Origin of the sequence: Ensifer adhaerens, from assembly GCF_020035535.1 — a bacterium.
Classification (GTDB): Bacteria; Pseudomonadota; Alphaproteobacteria; order Rhizobiales; family Rhizobiaceae; genus Ensifer.
The window spans coordinates 418,197-431,655 of the sequence record NZ_CP083350.1 but is presented as its reverse complement, the minus strand read 5'-3'; the positions used below and the strand labels follow the sequence as shown (position 1 = coordinate 431,655).

14 protein-coding genes are annotated in these 13,459 nt (G+C 60.5%); 8 read left to right on the top strand and 6 right to left on the bottom strand.

The annotated features are described in order from the left end of the window. Nucleotides 1-6 precede the first annotated feature (6 nt). Both LAC81_RS22390 and LAC81_RS22385 read right to left on the bottom strand, forming a co-directional pair. A complete protein-coding gene (locus LAC81_RS22390) occupies nucleotides 7-831 on the bottom strand; it encodes an aldo/keto reductase (protein WP_223729384.1) in 825 nt (274 codons plus the stop codon). A 16-nt stretch (nucleotides 832-847) separates the two neighbouring features. After that, nucleotides 848-1,831 (bottom strand): TIGR03571 family LLM class oxidoreductase, encoded by a 984-nt coding sequence (locus LAC81_RS22385; protein ID WP_223729383.1) that lies wholly within the window; start codon nucleotides 1,829-1,831, stop codon nucleotides 848-850. A gap of 87 nt (nucleotides 1,832-1,918) precedes the next feature. Between LAC81_RS22385 and LAC81_RS22380 the strand changes: the two genes are divergently transcribed. The 6 genes from LAC81_RS22380 (at nucleotide 1,919) to LAC81_RS22360 (ending at nucleotide 7,446) form a co-directional block, all read left to right on the top strand. After that, the gene (locus LAC81_RS22380; protein WP_223729382.1) at nucleotides 1,919-2,839 is read left to right on the top strand and encodes a LysR family transcriptional regulator; all 921 of its coding nucleotides are present in this window, start codon (nucleotides 1,919-1,921) and stop codon (nucleotides 2,837-2,839) included. 441 nt (nucleotides 2,840-3,280) lie between these two features. Further along, on the top strand, nucleotides 3,281-3,823 hold the full coding sequence (locus LAC81_RS22375) for an NADPH-dependent FMN reductase (protein ID WP_223729381.1): 543 nt from the start codon (nucleotides 3,281-3,283) through the stop codon (nucleotides 3,821-3,823). Nucleotides 3,824-4,025: 202 nt separating this feature from the next. Beyond that, the gene (locus LAC81_RS38550) at nucleotides 4,026-4,403 is read left to right on the top strand and encodes a DUF2946 family protein (protein ID WP_419196234.1); all 378 of its coding nucleotides are present in this window, start codon (nucleotides 4,026-4,028) and stop codon (nucleotides 4,401-4,403) included. Nucleotides 4,404-4,457: 54 nt separating this feature from the next. Further along, on the top strand, nucleotides 4,458-6,026 hold the full coding sequence (locus tag LAC81_RS22370) for a copper resistance CopC/CopD family protein (protein ID WP_223730431.1): 1,569 nt from the start codon (nucleotides 4,458-4,460) through the stop codon (nucleotides 6,024-6,026). A gap of 615 nt (nucleotides 6,027-6,641) precedes the next feature. Next, on the top strand, nucleotides 6,642-6,959 hold the full coding sequence (locus LAC81_RS22365) for a hypothetical protein (protein ID WP_223729380.1): 318 nt from the start codon (nucleotides 6,642-6,644) through the stop codon (nucleotides 6,957-6,959). A 76-nt stretch (nucleotides 6,960-7,035) separates the two neighbouring features. Next, nucleotides 7,036-7,446 (top strand): PAS domain-containing protein, encoded by a 411-nt coding sequence (locus tag LAC81_RS22360; protein ID WP_223729379.1) that lies wholly within the window; start codon nucleotides 7,036-7,038, stop codon nucleotides 7,444-7,446. Between the two features lie 51 nt (nucleotides 7,447-7,497). On the opposite strand, the gene LAC81_RS22355 is transcribed toward LAC81_RS22360, so the two are convergent. Then, complete coding sequence (locus tag LAC81_RS22355; RefSeq protein ID WP_223729378.1) at nucleotides 7,498-7,779, bottom strand: hypothetical protein; 282 nt, start codon at nucleotides 7,777-7,779, stop codon at nucleotides 7,498-7,500. Nucleotides 7,780-8,095: 316 nt separating this feature from the next. Between LAC81_RS22355 and LAC81_RS22350 the strand changes: the two genes are divergently transcribed. Next, nucleotides 8,096-9,379, top strand: coding sequence for a DUF763 domain-containing protein (locus LAC81_RS22350; protein ID WP_223729377.1), 1,284 nt, complete (start codon nucleotides 8,096-8,098; stop codon nucleotides 9,377-9,379). Between the two features lie 158 nt (nucleotides 9,380-9,537). Continuing rightward, nucleotides 9,538-9,732, top strand: a complete 195-nt coding sequence (locus LAC81_RS22345; RefSeq protein ID WP_113539703.1) for a hypothetical protein — start codon at nucleotides 9,538-9,540, stop codon at nucleotides 9,730-9,732. A gap of 9 nt (nucleotides 9,733-9,741) precedes the next feature. Here LAC81_RS22345 and LAC81_RS22340 read toward each other — a convergent pair whose 3' ends face one another. The 3 genes from LAC81_RS22340 to LAC81_RS22330 form a co-directional block, all read right to left on the bottom strand. Further along, the gene (locus LAC81_RS22340) at nucleotides 9,742-10,212 is read right to left on the bottom strand and encodes an NUDIX hydrolase (protein ID WP_223730430.1); all 471 of its coding nucleotides are present in this window, start codon (nucleotides 10,210-10,212) and stop codon (nucleotides 9,742-9,744) included. Between the two features lie 145 nt (nucleotides 10,213-10,357). Continuing rightward, the gene (locus LAC81_RS22335) at nucleotides 10,358-11,398 is read right to left on the bottom strand and encodes a glutathione synthetase (RefSeq protein ID WP_223729376.1); all 1,041 of its coding nucleotides are present in this window, start codon (nucleotides 11,396-11,398) and stop codon (nucleotides 10,358-10,360) included. A gap of 98 nt (nucleotides 11,399-11,496) precedes the next feature. After that, nucleotides 11,497-13,326 carry an ABC transporter ATP-binding protein/permease gene (locus LAC81_RS22330; RefSeq protein WP_223729375.1) on the bottom strand — a complete coding sequence of 610 codons (1,830 nt, stop codon included), beginning with the start codon at nucleotides 13,324-13,326 and terminating at the stop codon, nucleotides 11,497-11,499. Between the last annotated feature and the right edge of the window lie 133 nt (nucleotides 13,327-13,459).

Below are 13,459 nucleotides of genomic sequence, written 5' to 3'. Positions count from 1 at the left end.
TCTCCGTTATTTGTCCCAGACAGGCGCCAGTCCGGGAGGGCTGACCAACCGGCCGTCGGGGCGTGCAAGTTTGGAAATCGCGGCCATGTCCTCGGCGCTGAGCTCGAAGTCGAACACATCGAAATTCTCGGCAACGCGTCCCGGCTTGGCGGTTTTCGAGAGAGCGACGAAGCCACGCTCGATCAGCCAGCGAATGCCGACCTGCGCTGCCGTCTTGCCGTACTTTTCGGCGATCGCCTGCAAAACCGGATCGCGCGGCACTTCGCCGTCTGCCATGCCGTAATAGGCGGTGATGGCTACGCCGGCGGACTTGGCCGCTTCCGCCACCGCGTTCTGGTCGAGATAGGGATGCACCTCGATCTGATTGGTGACGATGGGGGCAGCGCTGCGCGCGATGGATTCGTTCATCTGCGCGATGTTCTGGTTGCTGACGCCGATGAAGCGGGTCTTGCCTGCGGCCTGGACTGCATTCAGCAAGTCGACCTGGTCGGAGATCTCCACTTTATCGGCCGGCCAGTGGAGGAGCAGCAGGTCGACGTGATCGACCCGGAGCTTGTCGAGGCTTTCCTCGACGGACGCGGCAAATCTCTCTGGGCTATAGTTGTCCACCCAGACCTTCGTGGTCAGAAAAATGTCCTCGCGGCGGGCACCAGCCTTCTGCAGGGCACGGCCGAGGGCAGCTTCGTTCTGATAGATCTGCGCAGTGTCGAAATGGCGGAAGCCTGCTTCCAGCGCGGCCGGAACGACGCTCTCCACTTCGGCGTCCGACATGCGGAACACGCCGAAGCCGAGCGAAGGAATGGTGGCTCCGTGCGAATTGACGAATTTCATAGGTTTCTCCATGGGGTCAAGCAGCATGTATTGCGGGAATTTTGCCGAGCCGCGGCATGACATCGGAAGCAAGCTCCTCGATGACCTCTGCCGGCGGGCGGCTTGATTGGCGAAGGTTGATCGCTATGTGATCGACGCCGGCCCGGGCGAGCGCGCCAAAGTGTTGGACCAAAGCCTTGCGGCCGAGGCGGGCACCGAAGCGGATCGGCTGAGCGGATGCGTTGGGGTCTTCGAGCAGATCGAGATGAAAGGCGCTGATGAACACGCCCTTGTGTGCCGTCGCATCGGACCAGGCTTTCGTCTGAAGGGACAGTTTTTCGAGGTTGCCGGGATAGACGAAACGGCCTTCCATATTGGCTGCAAGCCAGGCGTCGTCCTGGCGTGCTTGGCCGGCGACAATGAGCGGAATGCTTGCCTGCGCCGGACGCGGAAGAATATGGAGTGTCGGATCACGTCGACCGTCGACCGGCAAGCCGCCCGGCTGCCAGGCCTGTCTCATATAGCCAACGGCCTCTCGAAAGCGCTCGCCGCGGCCGTCGAAATCGAGGCCGAGCAGCGGGTATTCGACGGGACGATCGCCGGAAGCAACACCGAGGAGGAGCCGTCCTCCCGACAGTGCGTCTACCGAGGCGGCGGCCTTTGCCATCAGCAGCGGATGGCGGATCGGCAGCACGACCGCTGCCGTGCCCAGCGCCATGTGGCGGGTTACACCGGCGAGGAAGCCGAGTAGGGTGAAGACGTCGTAGACCGAACCGGCATCGCCCATGTTGACCTGGTCGAAGACCGGCACGTCGCGGGCCCAAACGGCGGCGAAGCCGAGCGCATCGGCCCGCCGAATCAGATCCGTCTGCGACGACAGATCCGCTACGCCATGGGGTCGGCCGGTGGCGCGCGCTCGCGCCAGGCCCTCGGGCGACCAATCGTTGTCGAGCGGCAATTCGATGCCGAGGGTCATAACATCCGGCTTGCGGATCAGGTTGAGAGCTGAGATTTTTGACATGGCGAACAGATATGCGGGGGCGATCTGCTTGATAAGTCGCTGTCATTCCACATTTTCTGTGAAAGTTTTTCACAAGTAGGATTCGTCATGGATAACCGCACAGGGGAAATGCAGGTCTTTGTCCGCGTCGTCGATGCAGGCAGCTTCTCAGAAGCGGCGCGCCTGCTGCGCATGACGCCGTCGACGATCAGCAAGTTGATCGCAAGGCTGGAGACCCGCCTCGGCGTGCGGCTCTTCGAGCGGTCGACCCGTCGCCTTTCGCTCACGACCGAAGGGCGGATCTACTACGAGCGCGGCCAATTGCTGCTGAACGAGTTCGACGAGGTCGAACGAGAGCTCTCGCAGGGTGCGTCGAGCACCGGCGGGACTGTTCGGGTGAATGCTTCCGTTGCCTTTGGCGTGCTCGGGCTTGAGCCGATCTTGCCCGAGTTCTGGCAGGCCTTTCCGAACGTCGTTGTCGATCTGTCGCTGTCCGACGAAATCGTCGACCTTTATCTCGATCGTACCGACGTGGCGTTCCGCATCGGGCCGTTGCCGAATTCGACGATGATGGCCCGCAAGATCGGGACGGCCAGACGGAAGATCGTGGCTGCGCCCGAATATCTGAGCCGACATGGAACGCCGACCTCCGTCGATGATCTGACGCAGCACAATTGCCTTGGTTTCAATTTCCGCCGTTCAGCGCCGGTTTGGCCGATGAAGGAAAGCGGGCGTATCGTCGATCGGGCGGTGCATGGGGCGCTGCTTGCCAACAACGGTGAAACGGTCCGGCGCATGGCTGTGGCCGGTGTCGGTATCGCGAGGCTCGGCGACTACCATGCTCGGGCGGATATCCAGGAAGGCCGTCTCGTCGAAGTTCTGAGCGACGTGGTTGCCGAGGACGAGGAAGATATCCACGCGCTCTTTCTTGCGGGTGGGCGCTTGCCACAACGCGTCAGGGTCTTCCTTGATTTCGTCTGTCCTCGACTGCAGCGGTTTCTCGGGAGCGCACCGGCTCGCGCTGCATGACGTTCGGGCTGCGGCAAGGTCACAGCCGTGAGGTATCGTGCGTCCGAGGCTAGTTGCGGTGCCAGGCGACGCACGTCAGTTTTCCGACAGTTCATCGGCCGTCGCCACCAGGTTAGCGTTGCCAAAGGCGCCGTCTGCATATTTGAATGCAAGTATGCTCATGATCGAGGCGACTATTGCTACCAGTATTATTCGCATCTCGTTTTCCCGTATTCACTCAGCATACGGCAACGCGCGTCGCAGACGGTTGTTCCCAACCGGCCAACTGTTCAAGGTTTCTCTAATTCGAACGGGTTAGGCGACCACTTTCGTACCACCGGCGTTCTCATATCGTTCTATGCGTATTAGAAGTTAAACTTTCTCCCGTTACTCAGCTAATGCGATTGTCATCCATCGTCTGCAGGCGTTGACAACCAAGTCCAATCGACCATTTTTCTTGACATGAAGATTCTCGCAATATCAGGCAGCGCTCGGATCAATTCCACCAATACGGCCATGCTGCGGGCCATCCAGTCGATTGCACCGGCAAACATCGAGATTTCAGTCTTCGATCGTGTGGGAGAGCTGCCGGTCTTCTCGCCGGATCTCGAGATCCTGCCCCTGCCGCGCCAGGTACAAGGCTTCATCGATGCCATTGCCAGGAGCGACGGCCTGATCGTCGCAAGCCCGGAATACGTGCGCTCCATTCCAGCTGGCCTCAAGAATGCGATCGACTGGCTCGTGTCTGGAGCGGAAATCGTCCACAAGCCGATTGCCCTGCTGCATGCGTCTCATCGGGGAGACGATATGCTGGCCAATCTGCGCACCGTCCTTGCAACGGTCAGCGACCGTTTCGCGGTAGATATCTTTCTCCGTCTCCACCTCATGAAGATGGAGCCTGCAGAGATTTTGGGGGCCATGGAGACACCCGAGAACCGCTCGAAGGTAGAAGCCTATCTTCGGGCGCTTGCATTGTTCTGCATGGCCGAGCGTGAATCCGCTTAGCTTTTAAGCCTGCAGCACCAGCTGTTCGGGGCCCCCTAGCTGTCGACCTGATTTTACTGGCGAATTCGAAAACAGGGGCAGTCGGCTTTCCCACTTCCTGGTGTCTTCGTGCTTGCTGTGGCGCAAGGAAGAGCGCGCGTCTACGGGATAGCTATGCGGTGACTGCGGGACATTCTCGCAGCAGCGCAGAAGGAGCTTGAGTGTGGTGAGGCGACGCAACAGTTGGGGATTGGCGTTTTTCGCTGCCTGCCTGTTCGTGCTGCAGTCGATCGCCGGCACATTTGCCGCGAGTTCGATGGCTGCCTTCGCGCAATTGGATCCTTTCGGCAATGCGCTTTGCGCAAGCGTGGATCACGCCAGCAAAGACAACCATGACAGCGACCACGGGAGCGCCGCCGATTGCTGCCTGCTTGGATGCTGCGTGTCCTCGCAGGTCCTGGCGGCTACTCCGGAGGCCTTCGAGGTCGTTTGCTTTCAAGTCGCGTCCGCCGCAGAGCGGTATTGGCCCGCGGCAGCCCCGTTGCCGACGGGCGAACATCGCCCCGGCTATCCTCGCGCGCCCCCTCGACTGCTCGCCTGATCGATAGCGTTCGCGCCAGCCTATGCCTGAGGCGGGGACACCCTTGCCTGGCGTCTGCCGGTACCATCGCTCTGCGGGATTCTCCTGCAGGTCACTGTCGCCTTCGCCCATGCATCGCTCAACACAAGTGAACCGAAGGACGGCGCGGTTGTAGATACCGCGCCGCCCGCCTACATGTTGACCTTCAGCGAGCCGGTTTCGCCCTTGTCGTTGAAGCTCGTCGGCCCAGATGGGACGGCGATCCCACTGGAACGGTTTGAGCTGAAGGATCGATTGCTCGAGATCATGGCGCCGACCGGTCTTGGGCGCGGCACGCATGTGCTCAGTTGGCGCGTAACCTCTGCTGACGGGCATCCGATCGGCGGATCGGTCGTCTTTTCGCTCGGCGCCGCCAGCACCACTCCGCTCGCGACGGGAGACAAGATCGACTGGTCGGTACGCGCCGGCGTTCTCCTGTCAAAGCTCGCGTTTTACGTGGGGCTGTTCATCGGTGTTGGCGGCGTGTTTTCGCGCCATTGGCTGCTCTACGGTTCCCGATCGGGGCGCAACGTGGTCGCGGCAGCGCTCGGGATAGGGGGGCTGGGTGTCCTTGTCGCCGTGGGCTTTCAAGGGCTCGATGCATTGGGCGTCCCCCTGGCGCACCTTGTCGAGCCAGTTGCCTGGTCCGCGGCCATGGCGACGAGCTTCGGCGGGACGGCCGTTGCCGCGTTCGTTGCCTTCGGTGTGGCGGCAATCGCCCTGCGGGCAAAGGGTCGGCTTGCGCGGGCGTCGTCTCTTGCCGCGCTGGTCGTCTCATCTGCCGCCCTGTCACTGAGCGGGCATGCGGCCACGGCCGAGCCGCAATGGTTGATGCGCCCGGCGGTCTTTCTGCACGTTATTGCGGTCAGTCTCTGGATCGGAGCGCTGGCGCCTCTGGGTCTGGCGCTGCACGGCAAAGACCCGGCGGCGCTTTCGGCGTTGCGGCGGTTCTCAATGGCCATCCCTTATGCGGTTCTAGTGCTCGTCGCGGCGGGTATTGCCTTGGCCATCGTGCAGGTGGAGAAGCCGGCAGCGCTGATCGAAACAGCCTATGGCCAGGTATTTGTGGTCAAGATGGCATTGCTGACGGGATTGTTTCCGCTGGCGATCGTGAATCGCTGGCGTCTGACACAACCGACCTTGGCCGGCGATCGGGCCTCAGCGAAACGGCTGGCCCGTTCGATCGCTGCGGAAACACTGATTGTCTTCCTGATCTTGGGAGCCGTCTCTTGCTGGCGCTTCACGCCGCCGCCGCGCGCGCTGATGGGTTCGGCGGAGCAGCCTGCAAGCGTTCATATTCACACCGAAAAGGCGATGGCCCTTGTTGACGTCGCGCCCGCCCGGGTGGGCGAGGTGGACGTATCGATCAACACGCTCACCGACGAACTCGAGCCACTTGCCGCCAAGGAGGTTACGCTTGTGCTGTCCAAACCTGATTCAGGCATCGAACCGTTCAAGCGCACGGCTGTGCGGCGCGGTGAAGCGGACTGGCAGGTCGAACACATGAACATCCCGCTGCCCGGCACTTGGCAGGTGCGTGTCGATATTCTCATCAACGATTTCGAGAAGGTGACGCTGAGCGATCAGATTGGCATTGCGCCGTGACTGCGGAGGCTGCCGCCCCGAAGCCGCTGTCAGCTTTTTCCGATTGCAATTGCTGGCGGCATCGCAGTCCCCACTGCAGCGCTCAATCGCACGCACCCGACGTTGGGCCGCGGCCTTGCCGCGGGAGGTCCTTTTGACGTCGCGCCCTTGCGCGAGTGACGCGACTGGCGGCTGGCCGAAGCTCGTCCGTCGAAAGATTTTTTTCGCCGTTAATATTTTAGAAATATCGCATGTTCATGCTGTGTGGCCATGCGCGGCTTCCTGTTGATGGCATTTTTCGCTGGCGGATTGTGGACGGTCGACACGACGTTGTGTGAGGGCCGCTATACCCAGGAGTTTGGGCATGAGGCTCAGTCCGCGACCAGACAGGTTCGCTATTGGCTGAACGCTCAACTGAACTACCTGCGAACGCGCTTCTAGCTTTCCGTCGCCTCCTGGTGCGGAGAACCGGTATCACCAAGCGGTCCACCCCGAGGATTGGGCGGCGAAATATTGCTGCTAAAAAGTCACACTGTTGGCCACTTCGTTGTCAAAGAGCTTGGAAATCCGAACTAAAATGACAGTCGTCAAGTGGGGGAGTTGGTTCTGTTCGTTAGTGCGTGCTAAATTGATGAAATGCATAGATCTGATCAAGATGGCGATGCGAAGGTCACGGACCTCATCGCACAATTCAAAGCGGCGCAGAGCCAACTGTTTGGGCTGGTTGACGAATATGAAACGGAACGATTCCGCTCGCTCGAACGGACCGTGGAGCAAACGTTCGTCGAGATTGAGCAGCGCGTCCCGCGCGACGCCGGCGAATTTCGCGCGATAGCGCAGTTCTATCTGGATATTCTGGAGGACAATGATGGCGGCTACAACGGGCGGCTGCATGCCTGCTTGCGCCAGTTGGTCGATCGGCACACCTTTGATGTGTCCTCGAAATTCGACTGATTGACGGTGTTGCGTGTGTCGTTCACACAGGTTCCATTCACACCGGGTAATGATCCCCCGAACATAAGGAAGGCCCATGGAAGGGGATAGAGAGCGCACCTTCGTTGTGGATCTCGCCGATGTGGAAACTGCGGATTCCGGGATTTTCACCTGGGACATTACACAGGACCTCGTCTACGCGGACTCGGCTCTGGCGGAGCTTTTCGGATTGATCGCCACGGAGACCAATCGCGGATTGCCGCTCAAGCTCTATCTCGACCGGGTTCACCCGGAAGACCGGCCGTATCTGGCAAAGGAAATTGCCGCCACCATGGTGGGAGGGCGAGCCCAGCAATCGACCTATCGCGTAAGGACGCGAGGCGGACACTACGTCTCGGTCGTCGCTTTTGGTCGGTGCTTTCGCGATCGGAAGGATACTCCGGTGCTCTATTCCGGGATCGTTGTTCTCGAAAGCGCCACGTCGGCAAGCGACCATCGAAGACACTGACGGCGCAAGGTCGCCAAGGCGCGGAACAGATTTGGGGAGATTGGTCCGCGGTCAGGCGGAAGTCGTTTCGCGCAAGCCGCTGTCGAGCGCATTGTGTGCTGCCTGCATCACGTCGATGTCGTGAATGTGGCTTATGGTTGCCATCTCCATCATCAGATCGCCGATCACCAGATCAATGCGTCTCGGTGCACCGGCATCCCTTTTCGCGACGCAGGCCTCAAGCTGTTCGGACGATCCGCCCAAAACGACATAGAGTTCCAGCGCGGTCGTCAGAACCTTTGCGCGACGCACGGCAAGATCACTGGTCGAATCCTCTCCTGCGGAAGCAACCATCAATCGAACAGCTCTGTTTTGGAACTCGCTCATTTTGAACCCTGTTCAAACGCAATTTAGCGCGGAGCATATCGCCGATTGCTGAACTCTATCTTAAGCGCAAAGGTAGAGTTCATAATGCAGTTTGGGTTTTACTCGGGCTGACGCAGTCGAGCCGTCCCGAAGGCAAGGTCTCGCCATGATGCTGTTCGGCGACCTGCAGCACCTTCCCACGGACGCGACCGAACCGGCGGGGTCTCGCAGTCTGTCGCGAAAATGAGAACGTTTGAAGAACTTTCCTGTGTGAAAGGGCCTTCTGCCCGTGTATAAGGCCCGGATGGTCCAGAGAGCAGGCAGTGCCGATCTTCCGCTTCACGGTGGCCGGGTTCCCCGGTGGCTTGGCGAGCGTATGACAAAACTTGGTGCGATCATTACCCAGGCGATCGTCATCGAATATGGGCGAGACGAGTTTCTTCGCCGGCTGGCGCATCCGTTCTGGTTTCAGTCTTTCGGATGCGTCATGGGCATGGACTGGCACTCCTCCGGCATCACCACCAGCGTCATTGGTGCCCTCAAACGTGGTCTATCACCGCTGTCGGGCGAACTTGGTATCCATGTCTGCGGCGGACGAGGGCGGAACTCCAGGGAGACACCGGGCGAGTTGATTGCAATCGGCGAGCGCGTGGGCCTCGATGGAGGCGGCCTGGCGACCACCAGTCGCCTCGTCGCAAAGGTCGACAGTGCGGCCGTGCAAGACGGCTTCGACCTTTACCTGCACGGCTTCATCGTCACCGATGACGGTAAATGGGTTGTCGTGCAGCAGGGCATGAACGGCGAGAGGCGGCAAGCCCGGCGCTACCACTGGCTTTCCGAGGGGATCAGCAGCTTCGTGGATTCGCCCCACACTGCGATCGAAGGTGCGCGGCAGGGCGAGATCGTCAATCTTGCCGACCGCCGCGCCGCGGCTTCGCGCAATAGCCAACTAGATCTTCTGGCATCGCTCGGACCGGACCGGATCGTCCGGGAGATCGCGGCGATCGAGCCAAGACGTACGACCAGGCAAAGCGCGCAGCCTATGCTCCCCCATCTGATCATGCCCGCGCATCACGACGTGCGCGAGGAAGACGTCAACATGAAACGCCTGCATGCCACGCTCGCCGCTGCCGCCGACCGTGGTCCAGAGGATTTCGAGCATCTCCTGTTGGTGCCGGGCGTTGGCGCGCGCACGGTCAAGGCGCTGGCGATGGTGGCCGAAGTGGTACACGGCGCGCCGTGCCGGTTCGCCGATCCGGCGCGCTTCTCGCTTGCCCATGGAGGCAAGGATCGCCACCCGTTTCCGGTTCCCCTGAAGGTGTATGACGAGACGATCCGGGTGATGAAGTCCGCCGTGTCGAAGGCGAAGCTCGGTCGCGACGAAGAGATGCAGGTTCTCAAGCGCCTCGACGATCAGGCCCGCCAGTTCGAGAAATATGCCACCGGCCCGGATCTCAAGGAGATCGTGGCCGGTGAGTTTCGTCAATCGCACGAGTTTGGCGGCCGCAGTGTCTTCGGCTGGGAAGGACCGGTAGAGCGGTCGAGCGATGCAGACCGGCCACGCCGCAAGGGTGACCGCGACCGGTAACCGCTCCATGCCGCTGCAAGGCGTTGCAGCGAATCTCATTCTTTGATCTTCTTGAGATGTTCTCGCCGGAACTCAAACCTCCTCCCAAGGGTTGGAAGGTCGTGTGAACAAACCTGCGAGGGCGAACCAGCAGAATCCACGTCAAGAGGAGTCTCGCGATGGAAGAACTGCAGAGCATCACGGTATCTGAGGAACGGCTCGAGGATTGCCGTGACGTCGTCGAACTGGACCTCCAGCTTTTGATCCGCGAGACCATCGAGTCCGGGTTTTCGGTGGAAGAGGTCCTGATCGCGATCAGCGAACTGGTGGCGGAAGATTTCGCCCACGCCGTCAAGATCGCCAGCGTCCATTAAGACCAGAGTTCACTGCGGAACGCATTGCTGTCCGAAACGGAGCATCTGATCGCGCAGCGATGGCTCTGCGACGCGCTTGGCCGCTTCCCGATAGTCGAACCAGGCGAGCTTCCGCTCTCCCTTCTCGGGGAATTTCGCTCGCATGCGCGCGACTTCCAGGGTGTGGAGTTGAACCCTGCAGGAAATCTTGAGCCCGTGGTCCAGCCGCTTCTTGTAAAAGTAGTGGCCGAACGGAAATCTCTGGCAGGTGCCTTTCACGCCAGCCTCTTCATAGGCCTCTCTCGCTGCCACCTCATGCGCGCGCTTTCCCTTCATCGGCCAGCCCTTGGGAATGACCCAGCGACCGGTGTCCCGGCTGGTTATGAGAAGGATTTCCAATGCGTTGTTGCGCACGCGATAACACAAGGCCGCGTATTGCATACGTGGCGGCCGGCGCAGCATCAACTGCACGTCAGCGGCAATTTGGCGTAGAAAATTCACCGGAATACTGTCTCCCTTGTCGCCCGCTTGCGGCAATCGCGCTCTGTGCGCCACGCGCAACATCGACAATAACAACCGGATCATCGGTTCTGTTCCGCCAACAGGTAGTGCAAAAAGGAATGGGGCGACGGAATGGCCGGCCGATTCAAAGCGTTGACAGGATTCGATTGCTGAGTGATCCCCGATAGGTTTTCCTGATCTCGACCTTGTTTTCCAGTGAATCCAGGATCTCGTCGCAGAAATCGATATCGTGAAGCGCACGGATGGTCTGGAGCCCGCCGGGCGTGAAGACGTTGATCTCGAGAAGTTTGTCGCCGACGATATCGAGGCCGACCAGGAACATGCCGTCCTCGACGAGTTTGGGCCGCAGCGTTTCGGCGATTGCCAGCATATCCTTCGTGACATTGGCCGGCTTCGGCGTGCCGCTGGCGTGGATGTTGGACCGAACGTCTCCCTTGGGTGGCACGCGTCTGAATGCGGCATAGACGTCGCCTCTCTGCAGCGGTCGCCCGTTCATCAGGAACAACCGCGTATCGCCTTCCGACGCCTTCGGTAGATAGCTCTGCACGATCAGATAGCCGACGACGCCAACCGCCTCGACGATCTGCGTAAGATTGCCTTCGGTGCTGGTGCCCACCCGGAAGACGTTTTTACCTCCGGATCCCTGCAACGGCTTGATGATCACGCCTTCGGAGTGGCTGTCGATGAATGTGCGGATTTCTTCGATGTCCTTAGAGATCAAGGTTGTCGGGCGAACGGCCACCGGGAAATCCTGGAAGTAGAGCTTGTCCTGGGCCAGTGCCAGACCGCAGGGATCATTGACGACGATCGTGCCGCGCTCGGTGGCGAGACGCCCGAAATTGGCTCCGGCATAGGATGCCCAGGACCGGTTTTCGGCGTCCTCTGAAGGGTCATTGCGAAGCAGCAGGACGTCCACGTCTTCAATGTTGACGATGGTCCTGTCTGCATCGGCAAGCGCGCGCAAGAGTGTTTCCGGCTTCTTTGGCCGTGTGCCGGCGAACCCGGCCGCTCGGATCATCAACGTATCGTCCGGGCGCAGGATGAAGTCGCCAGGCGTGACGTAGAGAACCTCATGCCCGCGAGAGAGGGCGGCGAGCGCCAATGCGGTCGTTGTATAGGCAGGGCTTTCGGTTTCAAGCGTGTTGACGAGGAGGGCAATGCGCATTGGGGCTCCTGGCTTCGGATGGAGGAATTTGATCCCTTTCGCGCCGGGCGAACCGAATGCGCGGCACATGACCGAAATAGGGCGGCTGCCGGTGGCAGCTACTCCTGTTTATCGCGCCAGGCGGCAATCGGCGTTTTCGTCGCGACGCGGCCGCCGACGGTGAGCACGCTGTCGAAGAACTCGACCCCGCTTTCGGATTGGATGGAAGAGGTGTCGTGCATGACGGCGATCACCGCCGCCTCCGGGCAATGATCCTTGATCGACTGATAAAATCCGCGAACCGCCTCGCTATCGAGTGCGCTCGTCGCCTCGTCGAGGAAGAGAAGGCCTGGCTCCTGCAACAGGATTCTTGCAAGGACCAGCTTCTGCTTCTCGCCCCCGGACAGAAGCTTGTCCCAGTTCTGCCCTTCGCGACCATCGTTCGAAAGTTCTTCCGTGAATTCTTCGAGCCCGGCCTCCTCCAATGCTGCAATGACAGAGGCATCGTCATGGGATTCAGCTGCATCCGGCAAGCAGACGAGGTCCTTCAGGCAAACGCCCTGGAGCTTGACGTCCTGGGCAGCGTAGAGGCTTCGTACCTTCTCCGGCGCCGTGATCATGCCGCGGCCGTGTGCCCAAAGTCCGTTGATGGCCTTGAGAAGCGAGGTCTTTCCGCCACCGGATTCTCCGACCACCAAGGTCCACTCCCCGGGACGGAAATTCAGTTCGTCAGCGGTCAGAAAAGCTTTGTCGTCGCCGGTGTGCAAGAGTTCGACTGCCTGGATCGTCAAGCCGCGTGCGGCGTCCTGGGTCTCGTACTCGAACACCGAAGGGCCGCTGCGAGCATAATAATCCTGCGGCCGCTGCACCGTTTCGATCGCTTGCGCAAGTTCGGTGATCCGGCGCGCGTCCGCTCTGAGCGTCGCGATATCGGGCATTGCATGGATGAACCACGAGCATTCGTTGATAAGCGCCGTCGCCAGCTCGGCGCCGGTGACGTAGTCCTGAAGGCTGATCGTCTTGTCGACATAGGGCAGCAGACCTGGCGCATAGGCGACGATGCGTGAGCCGATAAAGTTGTGCACCAGTTCGAAGCCCATGTAGCCGGCAGTAACCCGGTTGAGGCTCGCCCAGGTGTCGTCGATCTCGCGATAGCGCCGCCCGTTCACTGCTTTCTGGGCCGGTTCGCCCTTGATCACGGCGACATGAAAACTACGGTGCAACAGCTGGTTCAACTCGCTGCGATAACTGCCTTCAGCCGATTGGATGCGTATGGAGAGGCCCTGGAGGACGCTGCCGAGCTTGGCTGCGATGAAGGTGTTGAGCGGCACGTAGATCGCGATCGCCAGGAACATCAGGCACGCGCTGCCGTAGCTGCCGAGGAGATCGAGCCCTCTGACGGGGCTCGACGTTTCGATCAGTTTTCGCCCGACGAAGCCGAGCGACAGAACGACGCCGGCGATGCCAACGCCGAGACCGATCGCACCGCCGGTCATGCCCTTGATCGCTTCCTGTATTCTCTGGTCGATGTTGTCGGGCGATGAGCTCTCATCCTCCGTCGCGGCACCAAACCCGTTCTGCTGAAGGTGGAAATGGGTGTGGTTGGAATCGAGCAGCGCCCGGTTGAAGCGTTCGTCCAGCCACTGGCGCCATTTCCGGTGGAGCGTGGTCGAGAAAAAATGTCGGACCGCCGTGAACCCGGCATCCCTGGTGATCGCGATCGCCGCCAACGTCCCTGCGGTGCTCAGAAGAGATGATGGCGTGGTGGGTACGGTGGGGTGGTGGAAATTGGCGATCCGATTGACGAGCTCGCCCGAGGTCAAGGCAAACCATACGCTTGCTTGCGCCGACAATCCGGTGAGGAGCAGGATGAGAAACGTCAGGCCCCAGGCTTCGCGCCAGCGTTCGGAAAGCCAGTAGGCCAGCAACAGACCCCAGAAGCTGCGCATGGAGGAAACAGGGCTGCTCCGGCGCCGTCGTTCCCGGTCGAGGGTCCATTTGACCAGTGCTGCTGTTCGTTGTGCGTTGCTGCGCACGACCTCACTTAATGCCATCACCATGAACTGGGGCGAGGATCGGGCT

Bases quoted from the DNA above. Each gene is read 5' to 3' on its own strand.
- LAC81_RS22390 (WP_223729384.1), bottom strand. From the start codon at position 831: ATGAAATTCGTCAATTCGCACGGAGCCACCATTCCTTCGCTCGGCTTC.
- LAC81_RS22385 (WP_223729383.1), bottom strand. From the start codon at position 1,831: ATGTCAAAAATCTCAGCTCTCAACCTGATCCGCAAGCCGGATGTTATG.
- LAC81_RS22380 (WP_223729382.1), top strand. From the start codon at position 1,919: ATGGATAACCGCACAGGGGAAATGCAGGTCTTTGTCCGCGTCGTCGAT.
- LAC81_RS22375 (WP_223729381.1), top strand. From the start codon at position 3,281: ATGAAGATTCTCGCAATATCAGGCAGCGCTCGGATCAATTCCACCAAT.
- LAC81_RS22365 (WP_223729380.1), top strand. From the start codon at position 6,642: ATGCATAGATCTGATCAAGATGGCGATGCGAAGGTCACGGACCTCATC.
- LAC81_RS22360 (WP_223729379.1), top strand. From the start codon at position 7,036: ATGGAAGGGGATAGAGAGCGCACCTTCGTTGTGGATCTCGCCGATGTG.
- LAC81_RS22355 (WP_223729378.1), bottom strand. From the start codon at position 7,779: ATGGTTGCTTCCGCAGGAGAGGATTCGACCAGTGATCTTGCCGTGCGT.
- LAC81_RS22350 (WP_223729377.1), top strand. From the start codon at position 8,096: ATGGTCCAGAGAGCAGGCAGTGCCGATCTTCCGCTTCACGGTGGCCGG.
- LAC81_RS22345 (WP_113539703.1), top strand. From the start codon at position 9,538: ATGGAAGAACTGCAGAGCATCACGGTATCTGAGGAACGGCTCGAGGAT.
- LAC81_RS22335 (WP_223729376.1), bottom strand. From the start codon at position 11,398: ATGCGCATTGCCCTCCTCGTCAACACGCTTGAAACCGAAAGCCCTGCC.
- LAC81_RS22330 (WP_223729375.1), bottom strand. From the start codon at position 13,326: ATGCGCAGCTTCTGGGGTCTGTTGCTGGCCTACTGGCTTTCCGAACGC.